Origin of the sequence: Anaerofustis butyriciformans, from assembly GCF_036289385.1 — a bacterium.
GTDB lineage: Bacteria > Bacillota > Clostridia > Eubacteriales > Anaerofustaceae > Anaerofustis > Anaerofustis butyriciformans.
In genome coordinates, this window is the sequence record NZ_JAYFFH010000001.1 from 29,852 (window position 1) to 54,332 (window position 24,481).

At 28.5% G+C, this 24,481-nt stretch carries 27 protein-coding genes and 2 tRNA genes; 20 read left to right on the forward strand and 9 right to left on the reverse strand.

Going from position 1 to position 24,481, the window contains the following annotated elements:
• Positions 1-55: 55 nt before the first annotated feature.
• The gene (locus V2W16_RS00180) at positions 56-580 is read right to left on the reverse strand and encodes a spore maturation protein (RefSeq protein ID WP_329379607.1); all 525 of its coding nucleotides are present in this window, start codon (positions 578-580) and stop codon (positions 56-58) included.
• Positions 574-1,155 carry a nucleoside recognition domain-containing protein gene (locus V2W16_RS00185; RefSeq protein WP_329379609.1) on the reverse strand — a complete coding sequence of 194 codons (582 nt, stop codon included), beginning with the start codon at positions 1,153-1,155 and terminating at the stop codon, positions 574-576. Before V2W16_RS00185 ends, V2W16_RS00180 begins: the two co-directional genes overlap by 7 nt.
• 194 nt (positions 1,156-1,349) lie before the next feature.
• On the opposite strand from V2W16_RS00185, the gene V2W16_RS00190 reads away from it, so the two are divergent.
• The 4 genes from V2W16_RS00190 to V2W16_RS00205 all read left to right on the forward strand — a co-directional run bounded on the left by V2W16_RS00190 (position 1,350) and on the right by V2W16_RS00205 (position 5,773).
• On the forward strand, positions 1,350-2,393 hold the full coding sequence (locus V2W16_RS00190) for an alcohol dehydrogenase catalytic domain-containing protein (protein ID WP_329379612.1): 1,044 nt from the start codon (positions 1,350-1,352) through the stop codon (positions 2,391-2,393).
• 287 nt (positions 2,394-2,680) lie between these two features.
• Positions 2,681-3,568: a hypothetical protein gene (locus V2W16_RS00195; protein ID WP_329379615.1), complete on the forward strand. Its 888-nt coding sequence runs from the start codon at positions 2,681-2,683 to the stop codon at positions 3,566-3,568.
• A gap of 17 nt (positions 3,569-3,585) precedes the next feature.
• On the forward strand, positions 3,586-4,122 hold the full coding sequence (locus V2W16_RS00200; RefSeq protein ID WP_329379618.1) for a Holliday junction resolvase RecU: 537 nt from the start codon (positions 3,586-3,588) through the stop codon (positions 4,120-4,122).
• A gap of 1 nt (position 4,123) precedes the next feature.
• Positions 4,124-5,773: a nucleoside kinase gene (locus V2W16_RS00205; protein ID WP_329379621.1), complete on the forward strand. Its 1,650-nt coding sequence runs from the start codon at positions 4,124-4,126 to the stop codon at positions 5,771-5,773.
• Positions 5,774-5,805: 32 nt separating this feature from the next.
• Here the strand turns inward: V2W16_RS00205 and V2W16_RS00210 are convergent, their stop codons facing one another.
• Complete coding sequence (locus V2W16_RS00210; RefSeq protein ID WP_329379623.1) at positions 5,806-6,057, reverse strand: hypothetical protein; 252 nt, start codon at positions 6,055-6,057, stop codon at positions 5,806-5,808.
• A 168-nt stretch (positions 6,058-6,225) separates the two neighbouring features.
• Between V2W16_RS00210 and V2W16_RS00215 the strand changes: the two genes are divergently transcribed.
• Positions 6,226-6,846 (forward strand): DUF5105 domain-containing protein, encoded by a 621-nt coding sequence (locus tag V2W16_RS00215; protein WP_329379626.1) that lies wholly within the window; start codon positions 6,226-6,228, stop codon positions 6,844-6,846.
• A gap of 40 nt (positions 6,847-6,886) precedes the next feature.
• On the opposite strand, the gene V2W16_RS00220 is transcribed toward V2W16_RS00215, so the two are convergent.
• Complete coding sequence (locus tag V2W16_RS00220; RefSeq protein ID WP_329379629.1) at positions 6,887-7,492, reverse strand: 3'-5' exonuclease; 606 nt, start codon at positions 7,490-7,492, stop codon at positions 6,887-6,889.
• Positions 7,493-7,780: 288 nt separating this feature from the next.
• On the opposite strand from V2W16_RS00220, the gene V2W16_RS00225 reads away from it, so the two are divergent.
• From V2W16_RS00225 to fba, 10 genes are all read left to right on the forward strand, one after another.
• A tRNA-Lys gene (locus V2W16_RS00225) sits at positions 7,781-7,856 on the forward strand.
• A gap of 104 nt (positions 7,857-7,960) precedes the next feature.
• Positions 7,961-8,036, forward strand: a tRNA-Lys gene (locus tag V2W16_RS00230).
• Between the two features lie 105 nt (positions 8,037-8,141).
• Positions 8,142-8,621: a hypothetical protein gene (locus V2W16_RS00235; RefSeq protein ID WP_329379632.1), complete on the forward strand. Its 480-nt coding sequence runs from the start codon at positions 8,142-8,144 to the stop codon at positions 8,619-8,621.
• A gap of 64 nt (positions 8,622-8,685) precedes the next feature.
• Entirely contained in the window at positions 8,686-8,856 is a 171-nt protein-coding gene (locus V2W16_RS00240) for a stress-responsive transcriptional regulator PspC (RefSeq protein ID WP_329379635.1), read from the forward strand.
• Between the two features lie 195 nt (positions 8,857-9,051).
• Positions 9,052-9,231, forward strand: a complete 180-nt coding sequence (locus V2W16_RS00245) for a hypothetical protein (protein WP_329379639.1) — start codon at positions 9,052-9,054, stop codon at positions 9,229-9,231.
• A 24-nt stretch (positions 9,232-9,255) separates the two neighbouring features.
• A complete protein-coding gene (locus V2W16_RS00250; RefSeq protein ID WP_329379643.1) occupies positions 9,256-11,901 on the forward strand; it encodes a valine--tRNA ligase in 2,646 nt (881 codons plus the stop codon).
• Positions 11,902-12,102: 201 nt separating this feature from the next.
• Positions 12,103-12,525: a hypothetical protein gene (locus V2W16_RS00255; RefSeq protein ID WP_329379646.1), complete on the forward strand. Its 423-nt coding sequence runs from the start codon at positions 12,103-12,105 to the stop codon at positions 12,523-12,525.
• A 2-nt stretch (positions 12,526-12,527) separates the two neighbouring features.
• Positions 12,528-13,475, forward strand: coding sequence for a tRNA modification radical SAM protein MnmL/YtqA (mnmL, locus tag V2W16_RS00260; protein ID WP_253229463.1), 948 nt, complete (start codon positions 12,528-12,530; stop codon positions 13,473-13,475).
• A 12-nt stretch (positions 13,476-13,487) separates the two neighbouring features.
• A complete protein-coding gene (locus V2W16_RS00265; protein WP_329379652.1) occupies positions 13,488-14,306 on the forward strand; it encodes a GTP pyrophosphokinase in 819 nt (272 codons plus the stop codon).
• The gene (gene fba, locus V2W16_RS00270; protein ID WP_138268493.1) at positions 14,306-15,241 is read left to right on the forward strand and encodes a class II fructose-1,6-bisphosphate aldolase; all 936 of its coding nucleotides are present in this window, start codon (positions 14,306-14,308) and stop codon (positions 15,239-15,241) included. The genes V2W16_RS00265 and fba overlap by 1 nt, the downstream gene beginning before the upstream one ends.
• A 54-nt stretch (positions 15,242-15,295) precedes the next feature.
• Here the strand turns inward: fba and V2W16_RS00275 are convergent, their stop codons facing one another.
• Positions 15,296-15,580, reverse strand: a complete 285-nt coding sequence (locus tag V2W16_RS00275) for a DUF6506 family protein (RefSeq protein ID WP_138268492.1) — start codon at positions 15,578-15,580, stop codon at positions 15,296-15,298.
• Between the two features lie 23 nt (positions 15,581-15,603).
• The gene (cls, locus tag V2W16_RS00280) at positions 15,604-17,139 is read right to left on the reverse strand and encodes a cardiolipin synthase (protein ID WP_329379660.1); all 1,536 of its coding nucleotides are present in this window, start codon (positions 17,137-17,139) and stop codon (positions 15,604-15,606) included.
• 497 nt (positions 17,140-17,636) lie between these two features.
• Between cls and V2W16_RS00285 the strand changes: the two genes are divergently transcribed.
• From V2W16_RS00285 to V2W16_RS00305, 5 genes are all read left to right on the forward strand, one after another.
• A complete protein-coding gene (locus tag V2W16_RS00285; protein WP_329379663.1) occupies positions 17,637-18,254 on the forward strand; it encodes a leucine-rich repeat domain-containing protein in 618 nt (205 codons plus the stop codon).
• Positions 18,255-18,351: 97 nt separating this feature from the next.
• The gene (locus tag V2W16_RS00290) at positions 18,352-19,329 is read left to right on the forward strand and encodes an ABC transporter substrate-binding protein (RefSeq protein ID WP_329379666.1); all 978 of its coding nucleotides are present in this window, start codon (positions 18,352-18,354) and stop codon (positions 19,327-19,329) included.
• A 52-nt stretch (positions 19,330-19,381) separates the two neighbouring features.
• Complete coding sequence (locus tag V2W16_RS00295; RefSeq protein WP_329379670.1) at positions 19,382-20,359, forward strand: ABC transporter substrate-binding protein; 978 nt, start codon at positions 19,382-19,384, stop codon at positions 20,357-20,359.
• A gap of 195 nt (positions 20,360-20,554) precedes the next feature.
• Positions 20,555-21,508 carry an ABC transporter permease gene (locus V2W16_RS00300; protein ID WP_138268486.1) on the forward strand — a complete coding sequence of 318 codons (954 nt, stop codon included), beginning with the start codon at positions 20,555-20,557 and terminating at the stop codon, positions 21,506-21,508.
• A 3-nt stretch (positions 21,509-21,511) separates the two neighbouring features.
• Complete coding sequence (locus tag V2W16_RS00305) at positions 21,512-22,306, forward strand: ABC transporter ATP-binding protein (protein ID WP_138268485.1); 795 nt, start codon at positions 21,512-21,514, stop codon at positions 22,304-22,306.
• Positions 22,307-22,550: 244 nt separating this feature from the next.
• Here V2W16_RS00305 and V2W16_RS00310 read toward each other — a convergent pair whose 3' ends face one another.
• The 3 genes from V2W16_RS00310 to V2W16_RS00320 form a co-directional block, all read right to left on the reverse strand.
• A complete protein-coding gene (locus V2W16_RS00310) occupies positions 22,551-23,201 on the reverse strand; it encodes a nitroreductase family protein (protein WP_253229458.1) in 651 nt (216 codons plus the stop codon).
• Between the two features lie 14 nt (positions 23,202-23,215).
• Positions 23,216-23,578, reverse strand: a complete 363-nt coding sequence (locus V2W16_RS00315; protein ID WP_329379678.1) for an ArsR/SmtB family transcription factor — start codon at positions 23,576-23,578, stop codon at positions 23,216-23,218.
• 717 nt (positions 23,579-24,295) lie between these two features.
• Positions 24,296-24,481 carry a cysteine-rich KTR domain-containing protein gene (locus V2W16_RS00320; RefSeq protein WP_138268483.1) on the reverse strand — a complete coding sequence of 62 codons (186 nt, stop codon included), beginning with the start codon at positions 24,479-24,481 and terminating at the stop codon, positions 24,296-24,298.

Here is a 24,481-nt window from a genome sequence, read left to right on the forward strand (position 1 = left end):
ATGTTAATTTTTGTTAATATGTTGTTAATTTTCTTTAAAAAAACGAAAAATTTATTTATGTAAAAAATATTAAAGATATAATATAAGCCATAATAAAGCCAAAGAAATCTGCAAGAAGACAGACTTTAAGGGCATATCTTAGGTTAGTTATTTTTTCTCCTGATAAATATACATTTAAAACATATAAAGTTGTCTCGGTAGAACCCATCATTATACTTGCTGTAAGTCCAATAAAGGAATCGGGCGTGTATACTTTAAATATATCGCAAAGAATTGCACTGGCTCCTGAGCCTGAAATTGGTCTAAATATCATTAAAGGCAGTAATTCACTTTTAAAATGGAATATATTGCAAATAGGGGATAGAATAGATATTAAAAAATCGCTTAATCCACTTTCTTTAAAAACATTAACGCTTATGATGAATGTCAAAAGGAATGGAAAAATGCTCAAAGTTGTTTTTAGCCCCTTTTTTGCACCTGTTACAAATGTCGCATAAATATCAATATTTTTTATCATTCCATAGGTTAAAATACCTAGAATAATTGAAATAATTACAAAAGAAGATATGAAATTTAGCATTTACTACCCCTCTTAAATAATTTAGCCAGTATGATTCCACAAATTGTTGTAAATAGTGTTGAAAGTAAAATAGGAAGGAATACTATGGTTGGATTTTTAGATCCAAAGGACATTCTGTAAGCAAATATAGAGGTTGGGAGAAGTTGTAGGCATGTTGTGTTTAAAATCAAGAACATAATCATATCATCGCTTAGGGTATCTTTTTTTGTATTAAGTTTATTCATTTTGTGTATGGCTTCTATTCCAAGAGGTGTTGCAGCATTACCAAGACCTAAAAAATTTGCGGAAAGGTTTAAAATAACAGCATTTGAGGCTTCTTTATCCTTTTTTATATCTTTAAATAGTATATTTATAATTGGTTTAAAAACAGTATTTATTTTATCGGTTAATTTACTTTTTGAAACTATTTCCATTATTCCACTCCAAAAACACATTGTTCCGATGAGAGAAAAACATATTTTTACACTGTCCTGTCCTGCGGATGAAAATGCATTTGCAATATTATTTGTTTTGCCTGTGAAAATTCCAAAAATTACCGAAAAGAGAATAAGAAAATACCATATTTTTTTTAACATTTATTTAATTTTCCTCCTTAAAAAGTATAAAATGTGACATTTGTAACATGGCAAAATCAAAAATTTAAAATGTAAACCTTATCAAGTTACAAAAGTTTTAATTTATATATTTTATTCTGCTTGACTTTGTGTTATAATCAATTCAACAAAAAAATAAAACAAATAAAAAAATAATTTTTAAGGAGAATATTATAATGGAAGCAGTCGTATTTAGAGGACCAAATGATTTTGGTTTAGAAAACGTTGAAACACCTGAATGTCCAGAAGGTGGTATTTTAGTAAAGGTTGAAGCAGTAGGTCTTTGTGGTTCTGATATTAGAACATTTGGTTCTGGTCATAAAGATGTTACACCTCCACATATTTTAGGTCATGAAGTTGCTGGTGTAATCGAAAAAAGTGATAATGCAAAATATCCAGCAGGAAAAAGAGTAGTTTTAAATCCACTTATCAAACTTTGTGGTGAATGTTATTTCTGTAAAAACGGTTTACAAAACCATTGTATCAATAAAAAACTTTTAGGTTCTGAAATGCCTGGTGGATATGCTCAATATGTTCCAATCCCAGCTGATTGTTGTACAGATGATGGTATCGTAGAAGTTCCAGAAGGATTTAACTTAGACTTAATCCCATTAGCTGAAACATTATCAAGTGTTTACTCTACACAAGAATTCGCAAACGTAAAAGATGGTGATGTAGTTGTTGTTATCGGTGCTGGTCCTTTAGGAAACTTACATAGTGCTGTTGCAAAAGCAAGAGGAGCTAAAAAAGTTATTATCTCTGAACCAAGCGAACACAGACTTGAAATGGCTCATAGATTTGATACAACAGATGATTTCGTAAACCCTGTTGCTGGTGATTTACATGATTTCGTTATGCAAGAAACAGAAGGTATCGGTGCTGACGTTGTTATTACAGCTTGCCCAGTAGGTTCTGTTCAAGTTGAAGCTACACACTTATTAAAACCAAGAGGAAAAGTTATTTTATTCGGTGGTCTTCCAAAAGATAACTGTCACGTAGCTTTTGACTCTAACTTAATTCACTATCAAGAACTTGTATTATACGGTGGTTACGCTTACGCTCCATCAGTATTTAGAAAAGCTATCGAACTTATTACAACAGGTAAAATCGATGCTACTAAATTTATCACACACGTTATTCCTTTGAAAGATATCAAAAAAGGTATCGAATTAGTTAAAACAGGTGAAGCTATTAAAGTTGTTTTAAAACCTTGGGAATAAAATCCATAATTTCTTTTTACATAGCTGCAGTCCTTTTATTTAAAGGATTGCAGCTTTTTTGTTTTATTTGGAAAGATTGATTTGTTAGAAATAATTTAAAATTATAAAATTTGAAGTTAGATGAAATTTTTACTGAATTTAATCTGAAATTCAAAAAAATTATGTTTTAAATGTTTGAAATTATTTCCTTTTGTTTTAATATATGATTTGACTATGTAAATTAAACATTATTGATAAAAAAAAACAAATATGATATCATTATCAATAGTATCTATTAGGAGGGTAATATGAAATCTAAAACCAAACAATTAATTGCAAGAATAATTGTAGGCTTGATAGTTTTTTTTATGATAATAAGTATAATTACACCATATATTTTTGCGGCTGAAAAATTTGTTTCATATTCAAATGAAGATTTGCATATGAGTTTTGAAATTCCTTCTTCCGCAAAAAGCGATATGGAAAAAATAAGTGAAAATGCTAGAGAGTTTCCTGTAAATTTTAATTTAACGGTTAGAGTTTCATATGGTGATATTTACGAAGAAGTCTTAAAGAACAATAAATTGTCTAAAAAAGAGTTACTTAGAAAACAAGTTTATATAGAAAGTAATTTTGTAAAAGATACTTGGAATAATGAAGATTACATAAAAGATTATTTTAAAGATATATTAGACGATGCTAAAAGCAGTTATGATTATAAGATAAGTAAAACCACTATTAGTGGTATACCTGCATGGAAATGTTCTTATGAAGGGAAAAGTGTAAAAAGTGAAGGTGAGTATTATCTTACAGTTAATAATGGAGGACTTTATATTCTTCAAATAGATTCATACATGGCTGATATGTCCGAAAATAAATCTACAATAAATAAAATAATTGACACTTATAAGATAACTGATGTATATATTCCTACACAAGCAGAGCTTACTACTGTTACAAAACAAGAACAAAAAGCTACGACTTCAAATACTCAAAACACTCAAAATACACAAGTTCAAAATCAAGAAAATAATAATGGAACGTCTGTTATATTTTCTTACTTTGTCGGCGGTATAATACTATTGACTGTCTTGATATCTATAGGTATATATATTTACAGACAAAAAAAATATAAAAAGAGAAAAAAAGAAAGAAAAAATATAAGAGTAAAAAGAAGAAATAACGAAGAATTATAATTTAATAAGGAGAAAAAATGGGGTACTGGGAAAGCAGAGGTCTTAGAGGAAGCGAATTTGAGGATTTGATAAACAGAACCAATAAGGTGTACTTTGATGATGATTTGGCTGTTGTTCAAAAGATTCCTACGGCAATAAAGCCGGTTAGACTTGATAATGAAAGAGGAGTAATATCTCTTGCTTATTTTGATGAAAAAAGTACCGTTGATTATATTGGTAATATTCAAGGTATACCAGTTTGTTTTGATGCAAAAGAAATTTCGGGGAAAAGTCTTCCCATTGCTAATATACATGAACATCAAGTAAGATTTATGGATAAGTTTGATATGCAAGGCGGTATTGCATTCTTACTTGTCCATTTTAAAATTTTTGATGAATATTTTATTTTAGACATAAAAACCTTAATAAAGTATTATAATAATGCAATGAAAGGTGGAAGGAAGTCTATACCTTATGATGCTTTTAATAAAGAATTGAAGGTGTATTTAGATCATAAATATCCTATTCATTATCTTGAAGGAGTAAGCAAATATTTGCAGTTAAAGGAGAAGTAACATGATAAGGATAAAATTTGATAATAAGAAAATATTAAATATAAAAGAAGATACAACTATTAAAGACCTTGCTAGTCTAAGTGATAAAAAAGACATAATAGTAGGAGGTCTTGTTAATAATGAAGTTGAAAGTTTAAATTATCATTTTAAAGAAGATTGTGATTTTAGTTTTGTTTATCTTAATACATCTTTAGGTAAAAAGATTTATGAAAAAACATTATTGTTTTTACTTGCGGTAAGTTCAAAAAAGATTTTTAAAAATAGAGAAATTTCCATAGGATATTCTATTGGAGGCGGTATATTTTTTGAATATAAAGATGAAAGTGATTTATCTGAAGATGATATTTTAAAGTTAAAAGAAAAAATGAGAGAATTTATAGATTTTAATTTTCCTATTGTAAAATTAAAAACTACAAAAGAAGAAATGAAAGAATCAATAAATAAAAATATTTTTTTAACAAATAAAGAAGTTGTTGATTATTTAGATGATAAAAGTCTTTTAACCTTGTATGAATTAGGTGATTGTTATGGATATTTCTATGGTGACTTATTGCCATCTACCGGATATTTGAAAATATTTGATATAATAAAATACAATCATGGAGCAGTTTTGCTTGGGTGTGATAAGCGTCATCCTAATAAACTTCATGCTTTTTATGATAATCCCAAATTATTTAATGAATACGAAGCTTTTGATAAATGGTTAAAAGATGTTAATGTAACAAATATAGCATCTTTAAACAAAAAAATAGAGAATAGAGAATGTGAAGAACTTATTTTGGCAAGTGAGGCAAGACATGAGTATTTAATTGCAAAAGCAGCCGATAAAATAATTACTTCAAAAGATGAAAAAAGAATTATTTTAATATCCGGACCTTCTTCTTCCGGTAAGACTACGACATCAAAAAGACTAAAAACACATCTTATGGCTAGAGGATTAAGTCCTGTTACAATAGGACTTGATGATTACTTCTTAAATAGAGAACTTACTCCGAGAGATGAAGATGGTAAGCCTCTTTATGAGTCAATAGAAGCAATCGATATTCCTTTGTTTAATGAGCATTTAATAAGGCTTATCAGAGGAGAAGAGGTTAGCATACCTATATTTGATTTTAAAACCGGTCATAGAAGAAAAACAGGAAGGAAAATAAAGGTTGACGAGCATAGTCCAATTATTATTGAAGGTATTCATGGACTTAATGAACGTCTTACACTAGATATTCCGGAAAGTGAAAAATTTAAAATATACATTGCCCCATTAACAGTTATGGGAATAGATCAATATAATAGAATTACAACATCAAAAATAAGAATGTTAAGAAGAATTGTAAGAGACGCACATTTTAGAGGTAACAGTGCTACTGATACCATAAGTATGTGGGAAGATGTAAGAGAAGGAGAGAAGGTAAATATTGTTCCTTATAGGGAAGAAGCTGATTATATTATTAATTCAACTTTAATTTATGAAATTCCTGTACTTAAAAAATATGCTCTTCCTCTTTTATCAGAGATAAAACATGATAATAAATATTATTATGAAGCAAAACATCTTATTGATTTCTTGTCTTTATTTAAAGATATACAATCAGAAGAATTTATTCCTGGTGTATCTTTATTAAAAGAATTTATCGGAGGAAGTTTATACGAATAAAAATTTAAAGAGAATGTTACTACATTCTCTTTTTATAATTCTATTATGATTTTTATTTCTTCAAATATTGCACTTATTTCTTCCATAAATTCTTCACTGTTCCTAATATTTTTATCGCATATTTCAATAAGTTCATTTGTTATTAAATCTGCAACTTCTTCATCTTCTTTATATAATTTTTCATGGTTTTTATCGATAAGTTTATGTAATTTTTTTATGAATACGTCTTTTTGGATATTTCCATTTAAAAATTCTTCTATTGTTTTTATTACTTTATTTATCATTTTTATACTCCTGAAATTGTTTTAACTATTATATCATAAAATAAAATTAGATTGCTGGTTTTGTAAAATATTGTATATTTTTATAAAAAATAATAAATATTGATAACGTTTAAAAGTTTTATGGTATAATATATTTATAATTTATAAGACAAAAGGATGGTGGAAATTATGAAAAAGATTATAGCTCTAATTATGTCAATTTTTGTCATATTTAGTTTGACAGGATGTGGAGGAGAAAAACCAGAAGATTTTTTGAAAACATACTTAGATATTATGTGCTGTAAAGACGAAGATAAAGTATTGGAAAAATATATAAATGGTGAAGAAGTTGATGAACAATATAAAGAATACTTTGGAGATGATCTTCAATATTTTAAATCAAGTGGAATAGATGAATTTATGTTATCTATATATAAAAATCTTAATTATGAAATAATTAGCGTTGAAGAAGATGGGGATAAGGCTAATGCAAAAGTATCATTTTCTGTGATTGATTTTGGTAAGGCTTATGATCAAGCCATGAAAGATAGTGTTAAATGGTTTATGGATAATACTTCTGCTTCTGACAGTGATATTACAAATAAATTAATGGAGAATTTTACAAAAGAAATAAATAATGCAGCAAAAGAAGGTAAATTTGAACAAAAAGAAGTAACAATGATTTTGAGTAAAGATGATGAAGGTTACTGGAATGTTGATAATATGAATTCTGCAATGAACGATTTATTTGAAGAAGGAACCAATGATATAAATGATATAAATAATAATATTGAAAGTTATTTTTATTAAAATTAAAATAAAAAGAACATACATTATGTATGTTCTTTTTTTATAAGTTAAATATCATTTTATACATATTTATATCACCATATTGCTCTAAAATAATATTCCTGTACTTTTCAAAGCAGTGATATGTGTCTATACAATCTGATAAAGCTCTGTGTTTTTGGTCTCTTTGTATATTTAATTTTTTTAAAAGTGTTTCAAGTTTATGATTTTCAAATTCAGGACTTATTTTTCTTGATATTTTAAGTAAGTCTACATAATCATTACTAAGATAAAAATTTGTATTTTTTTCATAATTATCATATAAGAAATTTATATCAAAATTAACGTTTTGTCCAACTAAAATATCTTTTCCAACGAAATCATTAAACTTAAGTATTGCATCTTTTATATTGGTGGCATCCTTAACCATTTCATTATCAATACCTGTTAGTTTTTGTATTTCCTCAGAAATAGTTTCTTTTTGAGGTTTTACCAAAATTGAAAATTCTTCATTTATTTTAGTTCCTCTAATTTTAAGTGCTCCTATTTCTATTATTTCATTGTATTCAGAGTCAAGCCCTGTGGTTTCAATATCGATTACGCAGTAGTCATTTGGAAAATCAAAATATTCTTTTCCTTTATGTTCTCTATATTTTAAATAATTCATATCTTTCTCCTTTTATTTATATAAATTATAATGATTTTTCTTTTTATTTCCATAAGTTTATAATGTTTTTTACAAATTAATAATAAATAAGTTATTTAGTGATAAATAATATCTATAATATGTAAATTTATAAAATAATAAGCTTAATAAAAGATAAAAATATATGAATAAAAACCGGCTTTTCAGTATAATAATATATATAAATAAAAAAAATATAAAAAAAATAAAAAAGTATTGACAATATTTGTATGTTTTAGTATACTAATTAAGCTGTCAGATTAATTAAGTGACCCATTAGCTCAGTTGGCAGAGCACTTGACTTTTAATCAAGGTGTCCGGAGTTCGAATCTCCGATGGGTCACCATTTTTTTGTCAAAAGTGATTGAAAATTATATAAATAAATTTTAAATTTAGTATTGACAAATTTTGAATGTTCTAGTATACTAATTAAGCTGTCAAATATTAAGTGACCCATTAGCTCAGTTGGCAGAGCACTTGACTTTTAATCAAGGTGTCCGGAGTTCGAATCTCCGATGGGTCACCATTTTTTTGCCCATTTACCATATCTTTTGATATGGTTTTTTTATTTTTTTGAATAATAAACATACATAATTGAAAAGATAATATTATTAAAATCAGGAGAATAGATTTGGAAGAATTATGTATTGAACTTAATGGGGAAAGAATAAAGATTTATTCTTTTATGGATAAAAAAATATCATTAAAAAATATATTAAAACATGCACATTTTTGTAAAGATAGTAAAAATGTAAAGTTTAAAATAACTTTAATAGATAAAATATCAAAAAAGGATAAAATTATTAATTTACGTAAGGCTTTAAACTTATCTGATATATTAATAGTTAATTCTGCCAGTAAAATAAATATAAGGCATTTTAATATAAAAACAATATCATATGGACTAGATGAAAAATCTACCGTTAATGTTTCCAGTATTGATGAAATAGAAAATGATAAACCTATAGTATGTATACAAAGAAGTTTTTCATCTGTATTTTTAAAGGAATATGACCCTATGGAAATCAAAGTGAAAAGAATTAAAAATATAGATGATATAGCTACTTTTTTAGGGATAATAACTCTTAAATTAGTATTAGAATTAGATTAAATGTTTGAAATTTTATCTTGTGTGATGTATAATTATAATATAAATTTTAAGAGAGGATCGAACAATGGAAAAGAACAATACCGGAAAAATTATTTTAGCATCTGTAGTTGGTTCTGTAATGATAATTGGAGCCTTAGGAACGTATTTATATGTTAAGGATAAACTTAACAAAAAGAAACTTGGTGGAAAATTAATAAAAGTTGATTACAATTATTCAAAAGAGTTTGACGATTAATGAGAAGACTTCATAAGTTTGAAGTCTTTTTTATTTTATAGAAAAATATAATTCTTTGTTAAACTTATATTTTTATATATTTTATGATAATTTATTCTTTAATGTTTATAACGTGAGTAAGGCTAATTCATTGACAAAAAAAGCTATATTTGTTATCATAAATTTTATAATTTGTAAATTTTTAGAGGTGTCAAAATGAAAATATGGATAGTTAGATTAGTCGGTGTTTTGATGATTTGTCTAGGCGCCTTTTTTGTAAGACGTCTTGATCATGTAGACCCTGATGAAAGATATTTTAAAATATTAGCTTTATTTGCCATTCCTATGGGACTAATGCTTATAATGGCAACATTTATAAAAGTTTTTGGAGCTTAATAAATAAAAAAACGAGGTTGTAAAATGAGTGAACAAACATTGGAAAAACAATATAATCCTTCAAAAATAGAAGGCGAAATATATGAAAAATGGGAAAAAGGTGGTTATTTTAAACCTGAAGTAAATAAAGATGGAAAACCTTTTACCATAATTATGCCTCCTCCTAACATTACCGGAAAGCTTCATATAGGTCATGCTTTTGATGATACTTTACAAGATATTCTTATAAGATATAAAAGAATGAAGGGTTTTGCTGCGTTATGGCTACCTGGTGAAGATCATGCAAGTATTGCAACAGAAGTAAAGGTTGTTGATAAAATTAAGGAAGAGACAGGAAAAACAAAACAAGATTTAGGCAGGGAAGCATTCCTAGAAGAAGCTTGGGATTGGGCTAAAACTTACAGAAAAGAAATAGCAAATCAAGTAAGAAAACTTGGTGCATCATGTGACTGGTCAAGAGAAAGATTTACTATGGATGAAGGTGTAAGCGAAGCCGTAAAAGAAACTTTCGTAAGACTTTATGAAAAAGGTCTTATATATAGAGGAAACAGAATAATAAACTGGTGTCCAAGCTGTAGAACTGCTTTAAGTGACGCAGAAGTTGAATATGAAGAACAAAAAGGTCATTTATGGCATATAAAATATCCTATTAAGGATAGTGATGAGTATGTTGTAATTGCAACAACAAGACCTGAAACAATGTTAGGGGATAGTGCTGTTGCGATTAATCCTGATGATGAAAGATATACTCACCTTAAAGGTAAAACTTTGATTTTACCTCTTGTAAACAAAGAAATTCCTATTGTATTTGATGATTATGTAGATAAAGAATTTGGTACAGGTTGTGTAAAAATTACACCTTGTCATGACCCTAACGACTTTGAAGTAGGTCTAAGACATAATCTTGAACAAATAAGAGTATTTAATGATGACGGAACAATAAATGAACTTGGTGGAAAATATCAAGGTTTAACAACAAAAGAAGCAAGAAAACAAATCGTAGAAGATTTAAAAGAAGCTGGCTTACTAGAAAAAATAGAAGATCATATGCATAATGTTGGAACATGTTACAGATGTGGAACAACAGTTGAGCCTTTAACTTCACTTCAATGGTTTGTAAAAATGGAACCACTTGCTAAGCCTGCAATTGACGTTGTTAAAAACGCTGAAGTACAATTTGTTCCTGATAGATTTAAAAAGATATACTTTAACTGGATGGAAAACATTAAAGATTGGTGTATTTCAAGACAGTTATGGTGGGGACATAGAATTCCTGCATATTACTGTGAAAAATGCGGTGAAATGGTAGTAAGCAAAAATGCACCTAAAAAATGTCCTAAATGTGGCTGCTCTAAATTAAAACAAGATGAAGATGCACTTGATACATGGTTCTCTTCTGCATTATGGCCTTTTTCTACTTTAGGCTGGCCTGAAAATACCAAAGATCTTGAAAAATTCTATCCAAACGATGTTTTGGTAACAGGTTTTGATATTATTTTCTTCTGGGTAGCAAGAATGGTATTTTCCGGAATAGAACAAATGGGTAAACCACCTTTTCATCATGTATATATTCATGGTTTGGTTAGAGACTCACAAGGTAGAAAAATGAGTAAATCTCTTGGAAATGGTATTGACCCACTTGAAGTAATAGATAAATATGGTGCCGATGTACTTCGTTTCTCTCTTGTAACAGGAAATAAAGCGGGTAATGATACAAGATGGCAAGAAAGTAAAGTTGAAGCAAACAGAAACTTTGCAAATAAAATTAACAATGCTGCAAGATTTATTCTTATGAACCTTGAAGATTTTGATGTGGAAAAAGAAGTTGATTTTGATACACTTCATGATACAGATAAATGGATAATTTCAAGAAAGAATCAAATTGTTAAAGAAGTTACTGCAAATATTGAAAAATATGAATTTGGTATTGCAGCAGAAAAACTATATACATTTATTTGGAATGAATTCTGTGACTTATACATTGAATTTGCAAAACCAAGATTAAATTCTGAAAACGCAAATGACAGATTTAATACACAGTATACTCTAAACCATGTATTTATGGATATAATCAAAATGTTACATCCATATATGCCTTTCATTACAGAACATATTTACTCTTTCATGCCTGGAAAGAACGGAATGCTTATTGGAGAAAAATATCCTGAATATAGAGAAGAATATAATTTCTCAAAAGAAGAAAATGATATAAGCATTATTGTTGAAGCTTTAAGAGCTGTAAGAAATGCGAGAGCTAATATGAATATACCACCTTCAAAGAAAGCTGACGGTTATATTTTTGCAAATGATAAAAACATGGAAAATGTTTTTGCATCAAGTAAAGATATATTATGTAAACTTGCAGGATTTAAAGATATAAGTTTTATTGATAGCGAATATGACAAAGAAGAAAGTTTAAGTGTTGTATCAAGTGGCGGTAAAATCTATATACCTATGGGAGAACTTGTAGATAAAGACAAAGAAATTGAAAGACTTCAAAAGGAAGAAAATAAACTTATTGGTGAAATAGAAAGACTTGATAAGAAACTTTCAAATAAAAACTTTGTAGATAAAGCTCCTGCAAAAGTAGTTGAAGGTGAAAAAGAAAAATATAAAAAATATGAAGCATTACTTAACGAAGTAAGAGAAAGTTTAAATAAACTAAAATAAAAAAAGTGCGTATGCACTTTTTTTATTGTTTCTTTTTTGTGAATTAAAAATAAAATTATGAAAAATATAAATATAAATAGTCTTTTTATTTGCTTATTTATATAAGGCAGTAAATTAATTTGTGTTACAAATGCTCTTCACATTTTGATTAAAATGTTGTATAATAAATTAAAATAAAAAAAGACGTACGAGGTGATTAAAATGGTTAGAATTATCGGTGGTGCTGAAGGCACTGGAAAAACACAAAAACTTATTGAATTAGCTAACAGTGAAAACAAAGAAGCAAAAGGACTTCAAGTTTATATTGATTCTTCACTTAACCATTCAAGAGAAGTAATGACACAAATCAGATTTATTAACACATCTGAATTTCATGTAGCATCTCCTGAAATGTTTTTCGGATTTTTATGTGGTTTAATAGCCGGAAACTATGATATTAACCAAATATACATTGATGATATTTTAGAAATCTTAAATGCTAAACATCTTGAAACTGCAATAGCATTTTTAGATCAATTGGAAGCTCTTACAAAAGAGTATGAATGTGATATAACTCTTACTCTTGGCGCAAGAGACGAAGATGAATTAAATCTAATAAAAAAATATGAATATCAAGAAGCGTAACATTGTATACTAAATTTTCTACTAAGTTAAAAGAAAAGTACTCAGGAAAAGTTTATAAAATTCCTATAAGTATTGACACAACCTGTCCGGTAAGAGATGGGAGTATATCTAAAGGCGGATGTATATTTTGTGGTGAAAAAGGTGCAGGATATGAAAATGGTGACTGCAAAGAATCAATTACTAAACAAATAAACGATAATTTAGATATTTTTGTAAATAAATATAAAGCCGAAAAATTTATATTATATTTTCAAAATTTTACCAATACGTATATTAAACTTTCTACTTTTAAAAATAACATTTTGGAAGCTGTAAATGCATTAGATAATGTTGTTGCGGTGTCTATTTCAACAAGACCCGATTGCATTGACAATGATTATTTAAGCTTTTTGAAAGAAGTAGAAAATGAGTATCATCTTGATATAATAATCGAACTTGGTTTACAGTCCGTAAACAACGAAACACTTAGAAAATTAAATAGAGGACATACTTTAGCGGATTATATTAAAGCCGTTTTAATGATAAAAAGTTATGGTTTTGAAGTAAGTACGCATATAATTGCTTCAATACCATATGACAGCGATGAAGATATAATAGAAGCTGCAAAAATTCTTAGTATTTTAAAAACAGATAGTGTTAAAATTCATTCATTATATGTAGAAAGAAATACAATTTTGGGTAAAATGTATTTAGATGGAAAAATAAAAATGCTTTCAATCGAAGATTATGTAAGGAGAGTAGTTTTATTTTTAGAAAACTTGGATGAAAATATTGCAGTGGAAAGACTGGTATCCAGAGTACCAAAAGAAGAAGATGTCCTCTTTTTAAACTGGGATAGATCTCACTGGGTAATACAGGATATGATTCTGGATGAGATGAAAAAACAAAATACTTATCAAGGGAAAAAATATAATATATATAACAAAGGTTTGCTTGATAAGTTTAAATAAAGGAATGATATTGTGCTTGAAACAGGCGTGAATTGGGATGACTTTTTATATCCGTATAGGCAAGCTGTTGACGAACTTGTTTTAAAATTTAAAACAATAAGAGATCAAAAGATAACAGTTGGTCAGTATTCAGAAATTGAAGAAGTTCACGGAAGAGTAAAAAAAGTAAAAAGCATACTGGAAAAATTAGAAAAAAATCATTATAATATTGATGATATTTCAACAAAGATAACCGATGTTGCAGGTGTAAGAATAATATGCCAATTTGAAGAAGATATAACAAAGGTTGTCAGTGATATAATGAAAAGGAATGATATGAAGGTGGTTATAAAAAAAGACTACCTTGCAAATCCAAAAGAAAGCGGTTATCGTTCCGTTCATTTAATTATAGAATATCCTGTAAATACAGCATTTGGAGTTAAAGATATTCTATGTGAAATACAAGTAAGAACTTTAGCTATCAACTTTTGGGCTACCATAGAACATTCCCTTAATTATAAATATGAGGGGGATATACCTAAGGAGCTTTCCAACAGGCTGAAAGCAGCTGCAAAAAAAGTTGAAGAATTAGATAAAGAAATGAGTGCAATAAGAGATGAAGTAATGCACGCACAAAAAATATTTATGGCAAGTAAAAATGCCACATTAATAACAAGTCAATATATATCCTATCTAAATAAGATGGGGTATTTGGAATTAGGGAATAAATATGTTAAAATATTTAATAAGTTATCTGAAAAAGATGACACCCTACAACTTCTTCTTTTAGAAAAACAACTGGAAGCGGAAGTAAAAAAAATAGAAAACAAAGAAAACAAAGGAGAACAATAATGGCTTTAATCTCAAGTAAAGAAATTTTACAAAAAGCAAAAGAAGGAAAATATGCAGTAGGTGCTTTCAATGTAAACAACATGGAAATTATCCAAGGTATCGTTGAAGCTGCACAACAAGAAAATGCTCCTGTAATTTTACAAGTATCAGCAGGTGCTAGAAAATATGCAAAATCAGCTTACTTAACATCTTTAGTTGATGCTGCAATCAAAGACACAGGTGTTGATGTTGTATTACATCTTGACCATGGTGATAGCTTTGAAATTTGTAAATCTTGTATTGATGATGGATTCACATCAGTAATGATCGATGCAAGTAAATATGATTTTGACAAAAACGTTGAAATTACAAAACAAGTTGTTGAATACGCTCATGATCATGGCGTAACAGTTGAAGCTGAACTTGGTAAATTAGCAGGTGTTGAAGATGCTGTTAAAGTTGCTGCAAAAGATGCTACTTACACAGATCCTGAAGAAGCTGCTGAATTCGTAGCTAAAACAGGTGTTGACTCTTTAGCAATCGCTATCGGTACTTCTCATGGTGCATACAAATTCAGTGGAGAACCAAGCTTAGACTATGCTAGACTTGAAAAAGTTTGTGAACTTATTCCAAACTTCCCAATCGTACTTCATGGTGCTTCTTCTGTACCTCAAGAATTTGTTGAACTTAACAACAAATATGGTGCAAAAATCCCTGGAGCTCAAGGTGTTCCTGAAGAAATGTTAGCAAAAGCTGCTAAACTTGGTGTTGCTAAAATCAACGTTGATACAGATATTCGTTTAGCAATGACAGCTGCTATCAGAAAAGTATTTGTTGAACAACCAGAAGTATTCGACCCAAGAGGATACTTAGCTCCTGCAAGAACAGCTGTTAAAGATATGGTTGCTCATAAAATGCAAGTATTTGGTTGTGCTGGTAAAGGCTCACTTAAATAGTTTATATGAAAAATTAAATAATAAAAAAAGACCATCTTTAAGATGGTCCTTTTTTTATTTATTAAATGTTTTATTGTAAATTTCTTCTTGTTCCTTAAGGTGAGTTACATACCCAATTGGAATTTCATTATTTGTTGCTTTAATTATTTCTCTTGCGCCTTCTTCGTTAAAAGCTCCGCACAGTTCAATACAGTTTATTCCTTCTTCGTAAAGTTTTTTTGCAATGATACAAGCTTCTTTTAAATTAGAAACTCCAATTATTCTTGCATCTCCATCATGGATGTATGCTGTGTCATTTTTTGAATTAAAATTACCCATTATTAAAAATGCAAATTTCATATTTTGTTATTCCTTTCTTTTTATTACATTAACGGTGCAAATAATCTAAGTAAACTTCTGTATAATCTAAATAAAAACGGAAGTTTTGTTTTTTTGTTGTATCTTTTTGTACTTACTTCAAAAGTTTGAAGCATATCTTTTTTTATTTCTTTTATACTGTTTGTTTTATATAAGTAAACACCACATTCAAAATGTAAATAAAGACTCCTGTAATCCATGTTTGCAGTTCCTACCGTTGCAATTTTATCATCTGATAGGAAACATTTCCCATGAATAAATCCTGGTGTATAATGATAAACTTTAACTCCGTTTTCAATAAGTTCCGGACAAAATGATTTTGTAAGTTCGAAAGCACTTTTTTTATCGGGTATTCCAGGAATTACGATTCTTACATCTACACCTCTTTTTGCTGCAAGAATTAGCGCAGTGGTCATTTCATTGTCTATAATTAAATATGGCGTGTAGATATAGACATAATCTTTTGCTGCATTTAAAATGTTGATATATATATTTTCTGATAAAATTTCATTGTCAAGAGGGGAGTCGCTGTATGGTTGAACGTAACCTTCATTTTCGTACTCTTTTGCAAAACTGTAATCAGGTTTGAATTTTTCATATTCAAGCTCGTTGTCGGTAGGTCTTAGTCCGTTCCACATTTCAAGAAACATCATTGTAAAACTCCAAACAGCTTCACCTTCAAGTTTAATTGCATTGTCTTTCCAATGACCAAATCTTTCGATTTCATTTATATATTCATCAGATAAATTTATTCCCCCAGTATATCCGACTTTTCCGTCAATTACCATTATTTTTCTATGGTCACGGTTATTCATTACCATTGATAAAAAAGGAACAAAAGGATTAAAAGCTATTGTTTTAATACCTTTCTTTTCTAATATTCTTTTGTATTTTGCCGGTAATACCGTAACAGAACCTATATCATCATAAATAAATCTTACATCTACACCTTCTTTAACTTTTTGTTCAAGTATATCTAAAATAGAATTCCACATTTTGCCTTCATGGACAATAAAATATTCAATGAAAATATATTTTTTTGCTTTCTTTATTTCAATAAGCATATCTTCAAAGGCTTCTTCACCTAATTTAAAAAAGTTTGTTTTGGTGTTTTTGTAAATAGGATATGGGCCGTAGTTTTCTATATACATAATGTTTCCGGCACCATAAGGATCATCGTTTATTATTTCTTCGATAATTGAAGTATCTTGGTTTAACATTCTTTGTGTAAAAACTTGAGATCTGTTTAATTTTTTTATAAGTTTTCTTGCAGGTTTTTTGTTACCGACAAAGAAGTAAAACATTATACCAAACATTGGGAAAGCCATTATAACTATTGCCCAATCCAGCTTGTATGCAGGGTTTATGTTCCTAGTATTTACATAAGCAACCGCTATAATACTTACAATTAAAAATAATCCGTAAATTTGGTTGGTTACTTCGCTGAATTTTACCACAACGAAAAATAACATGAATACCTGTAATATAAGTAATATGCCGAAAATAACAATTCTGCTAAATAGTTTATCTAAAAATTTCATTTTTTCCCTTCTTTTAATTTCTTTGTATATAATATAACATTACAAACTTTTAAAGTCCATATTTTACATTAATTATATTTTTTATTTAATTTTTAAATAATATGTCAAAAAAACTACACTTTTTGTAACAAGAATGAAGTGTAATTTTTTGTATATGTTAATTAAATTTTATAACAAAACTAAAATTTATATTGTATAAAAATATGTAAATTTATGTAATAAAGTCAATATACCATAAAAGTTACAAAAAGTGTGAATATCGCTAAAAAGGAAATGTGGCTATGGGTAAAATTATTAAAATATTTGTTTCTTTGTTTATTATTTTCTTTATTTTTAGTATTTCTGTTTTTTTAATTAAAAGTTATAAAATTAATTTTACTTTTTACTGTGATGAAATTGTTTTTCCGATAAATATATTTGAAGAGAAATTTGTAAATGAGAATTTTGAATTTGTTATATTGAGCAGGAGAAATAAAGAGGTTGGGGTGGTTCGTTGTTTGAAAGAATGTGAAAGAGAAGTTGATATTCCAAGTTGTATTTTTTATGACAATAATTATTTTAAAGTAACCAGAGTATGTGAAAATGCCTTTTTAAATAATAAAAATCTAATAAAAGTTAATATTTCAAAAAATATAAAATTAATAGAAATAAATGCTTTTAAAGATTGTATAAATTTAGAATATGTTACTTTTTCATCTGAAAGTACTTTGAAAATTATTGAGATGAATGCTTTTTACAATACAAATATTAAAAAGATTTTTCTTCCTAAAACTTTAAAGGTTATATGTACTCAAAGTTTTTGTTCTTGTAATAAATTAAAAGTTTTAAGTTTTGAGAAAGAGAGTGAATTAAAATATATAGGGTATGGAGCTTTTATGGGATGTGATATTAAAAGGAAAGTAAATATGAATACTAAAGCATATGTTTCAAAAAATTCTTTTTATAATGAAAAAAAATTAGAAGAATACGAGCAGAATTTAAAAAGAATGGAGAAAAGAGAAGTAATCAGAAATCATATGAATATTAAAGATAGAAACAGCATTATATATAATTGTGAAAAATTTATTTCTTATATTGAAATTATAAAATCAAATATAATATTTTTATTTAAATAAGTCAAATCTCCTAAATTTTCAGAAAATTATTGACATTATATTAATTGTTATAGTACAATAATTTTTAATATAAATTAAATTATAGGGGAGAAGTAAAATGGCAAAAAAAATATTGGCAATTACGATTTGTTTAGCATTATTTCTAGGTATTAGTGGTTGTGGTTCTAATGACGGAAGTAATAAAGTATACAAAATCGGCGTTCTTCAGTTAGTTCAACATGATGCACTTGATAAAGCTAACGAAGGATTTATGAAAGCATTAGAAGATAATGGATTTAAAGATGGTGAAAACATTGAAGTTGATTATCAAAATGCAGCAGGGGATCAATCAAACTGTCAAACTATTTCTGATAGTTTTATAAATGACGGAAAAGATTTGATTTTAGCAATCGGAACACCTGCAGCTCAAGCTGTTGCAAATAAGACAAAAGATATTCCTATTTTGGTAACAGCAGTTACAGATCCTGCTGATGCGGGACTTGTTAAATCAAATGAAAAACCTGAAACAAATGTATCTGGTACAAGCGATTTAACTCCTGTTGAAGAGCAAATTGACTTATTAAAACAAATTGTTCCTGATGCAAAAACAGTTGGAGTTATGTATTGTTCAAACGAATCAAACTCTATTTTACAAGCTGGTATTGCAAAAAAAGCTATTGAAGCAAAGGGAATGACATATGTTGAAGGAACAGTATCAAATTCAAATGAAATTCAACAAGTTGCATCTTCTTTGGTAGATAAAGCTGATGTAATTTATGTTCCTACTGATAATATGGTTTCTGCAGGTATAGCTACAGTAGCTATGGTTGCAAATGAAAAAAATGTTCCTATTATTTGTGGTGAATCAGGTATGCTTGAAGGTGGTGCTTTAGCAACATATGGTATTGATTATTACAATCTTGGATATAAAACAGGACTTCAAGCTGTTAAAATATTAAAAGGTGAAGCGAAAGTTGAAGATATGCCTATTGAATATTTAGCACAAGAAGATTTAGAAATGGCTGTAAATGAAGAAGCTGCCAAAACTCTTGGTATAACAATACCTGATAGTATTATGAGTCAAATAAAAAAATAATATAAATATATAATAATTGTAATTCTTATTTAGTTTTTGGAGGGGAAAAATAATGTTAAAAAAGATTATTTCAGTATTACTTTGCCTTGGAGTTGTCCTTGGGTTCAGTGCTTGTGGCTCAGACAGTTCAGGTGATGAAGTAAAAAAAATCGGAGTTATTCAATTAATACAACATGAATCTTTGGACTCTGCTTATGAAGGTTTCGTTGCAGCACTTAAGGATAACGGATATGAAGACGGAAAGAATATTGAACTTGATTTTCAAAATGCAGCAGGGGATCAATCAAACTGTCAAACAATTTCAGATGGATTTGTAAATGACAATAAAGATTTAATTTTAGCAATCGGAACACCTGCAGCTCAAGCAGCAGCAAGTAAAACAAGCGATATTCCTATTTTAGTAACAGCAGTTACAGATCCTGCAGATGCCGGACTTGTTAAATCAAACGAAAAACCTGAAACAAATGTATCAGGTACAAGTGATATGACACCTGTTAAAGATCAACTTGAAGTATTAAAGGAATTTTGTCCTGAAGCTAAAACAGTAGGACTTTTATATTCTTCAAATGAAGCAAACTCAGTTTTACAAGCAAAGATAGCTAAAGAAGAAGCAAAAAAACTTGGTCTTACTTTAGTTGAAGCAACTGTTTCAAGCTCAAATGAAATTCAACAAGTTGTTTCTTCTGTAATTGATAAAGTTGATGCAATTTACATACCTACAGACAACACATTTGCAGCAGGTATGGCTACAGTTGCTCTTGTAACAAATGAAGCAAAAGTTCCTGTATTCTGTGGAGCACAAGCAATGGCAACAGATGGTGGTCTTGCTTGTTATGGTATTGACTATTATGATCTTGGATACAAAACAGGTCTTCAAGCCATAAAAGTTCTAAAAGGAGAAGCAGATGTTTCTACTATGCCTATTGAATACTTAAGCGGGGATGATTTAAAACTTGTTGTTAATGAAGATACATTAAAAACTTTAAATATGGAAATTCCTTCAAGTTTACAAGATAAATTGGTAAAATAGTAAAAAATTAAAGAGGTATTTAGATACCTCTTTTTTATTTATAAATATTTATTTTTTTGATTTAATATACATCATAGAAATATTATTTTTATATTGAAAAGTTAATAAAATAATAGTAAAATAAAATAATAGTGAAAATTGAGAAAATTTCATTTTTTTTAAATATTAAATTATACAAATTTCAGGGGGTATAATATGGAACTTCTTACAGGTATACTTAAAAACCTGCCGGATGCCATAAGCTTAGGTATTTTGTGGGGTGTAATGTGTCTTGGAGTATACATTACATTCAAAATTTTGGATATAGCAGATATGACAGTTGACGGAACTTTTGCTCTTGGAGGATGTGTTACAGCAACTCTTGTTGTTAACGGCATTAATCCTATTTTAAGTTTAATAGTTGCTACTATTGCCGGTATGCTTGCCGGATGTGTAACAGGATTTTTACATACTAAACTTAAAATTCCTGCAATTCTTTCCGGTATCTTGTCTATGCTTGCACTTTATTCAATTAACTTAAAAGTTTTGGCCGGTAAATCAAACTTAGCAATGCCACAACTTGGAGGAGGAAATGTTAAAACAGTAATAGACTATGTTTGTGATTTAACAGGACTTTCAAGTTCAAATGCAACATTATTGTTCGGGCTAATTATTGTAATTTTAGCAATGGTTATTTTATACTGGTTCTTTGGAACAGAAATAGGATGCGCCATAAGAGCTACCGGAAATAATGGGGATATGGTAAGAGCTCTTGGTGTTAATACAGACACAATGAAAATTATCGGTCTTATTATTTCAAATGGTCTTGTTTCATTGTCAGGTGCAATGGTTGCACAATCTCAAAGATATGGTGATGTAGGTATGGGAACAGGTACAATCGTAATTGGTCTTGCATCTATTATTATCGGAGAAGTAATCTTAAATAAGGCTATATCATTTAAAACAAAGCTTATAAGCGTAGTTCTTGGTAGTATCATATACAGAGTAATAATTGCAGTTGTTTTAAGACTTGGTATGAATCCAAACGACTTAAAACTATTAACAGCAATAATAGTTGCTCTTGCATTATCTCTTCCTATAATTAAAGGAAAGATAAACGAAAAGAAAAAAATAAAATTAAACAAAGAAATGAATGGCGGGGAGGTGTAGAAAATGCTTAAACTTCAAAATATAAATAAGACATTCAATGAAGGTACTATAAATGAAAAGAAAGCATTAATAGATATAAACTTACATCTATACCCTCAAGATTTTGTTACGGTTATTGGTGGTAATGGTGCCGGTAAATCAACAATGTTAAATATGATAGCAGGTGTTTATCCTGTTGACAGCGGTAAAATTACATTAGCTGACCACTTGATTACAACTCTTGATGAACATAAAAGAGCAAGATGGATAGGTAGAGTTTTCCAAGATCCTATGAGAGGTACTGCCGCAGACATGATGATTGAAGAAAATCTTGCTATGGCATATAGAAGAGGAGATAAAAGAGGTCTAGGCTGGGGAATTAAAAACGAAGAAAGAGATGAATATAGAGAACTTCTAAAAACTCTTGATTTAGGACTTGAAGACAGATTAAGCGATAAAGTAGGTTTACTATCAGGTGGACAAAGACAAGCATTAACTTTATTAATGGCAACACTTAAAAAACCTGAACTTCTTCTTCTTGATGAACATACAGCTGCTCTTGACCCTAAAACAGCAGCAAAAGTTTTAGAGCTTACTCAAAAAATCATAGATAAAGATAATTTAACAGCATTAATGGTAACACATAACATGAGAGATGCTATTAAATATGGAAACAGACTTATTATGATGTATGACGGACATATTATTTATGATGTTAGGGGAGAAGAAAAGAAAAATCTTCAAGTTAAAGATTTGCTTGAAAAATTTGAAATGTGTTCCGGCGGTGAGTTTGCAAATGACAGAATGCTTCTTTCTTAATATAGAAAAATAAAAAGAGTGCTTATGCACTCTTTTTATTTTATATTTATGTAAGATTTTGTTTTTAATATAAAGCTATGAATTGATATCATTTATATATGTTGTTGATTTCAGTAAAAATATTCTTTTTTAGGTATTAATGTCTTTTACAAATTTGATATGTTTATTAATAACTTAACCTTTAATTTGTTTCCCTGAAAATATTATATGGCTTAACATTACTTGAGGATATATCCATTTTCTTTTATTTTCCGGAACCTATTTCAAAATGATATTTTACTATTCCAATATCCATTTTGGTAAGAATTCCTTTTCCTCTTTTAAATGAAACACTGTTGTCTTCGTTTAAAATAATTTTGAACTTTTGTTGGTTCATTGCGGTAGGGGCAAGTAAGGCGGTATTTACGCCTTCTTTAAACCAGTTTTTTTCTTCTGTTTTTATTTCCGTTACTTCGTCGTATGATTTTGACTTATGTTTTATTCCTTCCGTTTTTCCATATCCTATTGAAATTGCACAGTATATTTTTTCGTTGTTTTTTAATTTACAAGGTGATTTCTTTTTTGAGTATGTCATTGCAACGAAACAGGTATTAAGTCCCATACATTGTGCTTCAAGAGCAATTTTTGCTCCGTAATATCCAAGTTTTTCTTCTGTATTTTCTCCTTTTTTCCCTATTAATAAAATATAGTTGCTTACATTTTCAAATTTTCCGTAATGAGCCATAAAACAGTTAAAAGCATTTGGTTCATTTGTAAAAAATTGTATGTTAAAATCATTTTTTTTGTTACATTCATTTATTATATTTTGAATTTTTTGTATCTTGTTATCTTCTATTTTTTTGTTAAGATAGCTCCTTACTGAATGTCTTTTTTGTGCAGCTTCTTTTAAGTTCATATTACTTCTTCTTTTTATATGTTTTTTTGATATTCCTGATTGTCAATGCTTTTTATGATTAAGGAAATATCGTCTATTAATTTTTTTAATTCTTTCCATTTTGAAGTTTGTGTATTTATATAATAAAAATTCATTGTGCCTTTTTTCTTTAATGAGATAATGCCGGATTCTTTGAGTATTTTCAGATGGTGGGATACGGTAGGTCTTGAAAGATGTGTCTGTTTAGTTATTTCTCCAACTCGCATTCCCGTATTTTCATTTGTGAGCATTGTATTGATTATATTAAGTCTGGTTTCATTTCCCAGTGCTATAAATAGGTTTTGGCATTTGTTTAGGTCATTTGCTATAATTTGTTTTTTTATTATACATTTATTCATAATGACTCCTTTGTTTATAATTTTAAACGGATTATAACATAAAAAACATTGAAATAAGAACATTGGTAAAGAAAATCGAGATGAATATTTTTTGAATGTAAAAAAGACAGGATAATTCCTGTCTTAAAAGTGGCAATAATTTAAGTAAACTTTGCGACTTAGGTTTGGTAGGATTTCCCGAAAATATACAAAAACGTCGCCTCTTCGCAGATACATTACTCATAGTAGTTGTCGATTGTAAAAGGTTTATTAAATGTTTTCTTCATTGTACAGTCAGGTTATACTTTATGCTTGTGTTTTATTATGGGGATGTGTTAATTGCATTATTGCGGAGGACGCCTTTACAGAAAAGGAGAAAGGTACACTCGGTATGTTTATGGATTGCTCTGTATATTTCATCATAACTGTTTCTAATTATTCCAGGTAGGGCTTATTACGACAAACACCCATAAAAAATCAAGTTGAATGAGCGTTTGTGTAATATATAATTATTGAGTTTAAAGACCGTTACTTGTTATGTGATTTATCTATATATATCGTGTGAATTATCATTTCATGCTCGTAATAATATATTATCTAAATGAATATCGAATTTTTTTATAAAAGATATTCTGTTTGATTTTTCTGATAAAAAAAGTAACACGACGATACCTCCCGATATCGTCGTATTGATTTTTATAAAAAAAGAGCGGATAACAGCATTTCAAAATTTGCTTGTTATCGGCTCTGCGTCTGTGCGTCCGGCTCTTTGATAACTGATATATTCATCTGATATACGTTAATCAGAATTTCCTGTTTGCATTTCGGACAATATAACGGGAAATTTTTTAGTTCGGTATCGCTTCGTATTTTCAACCTTGTTTTTCCTTGACACATAGGACATATTATCCATTCAGTATTCAT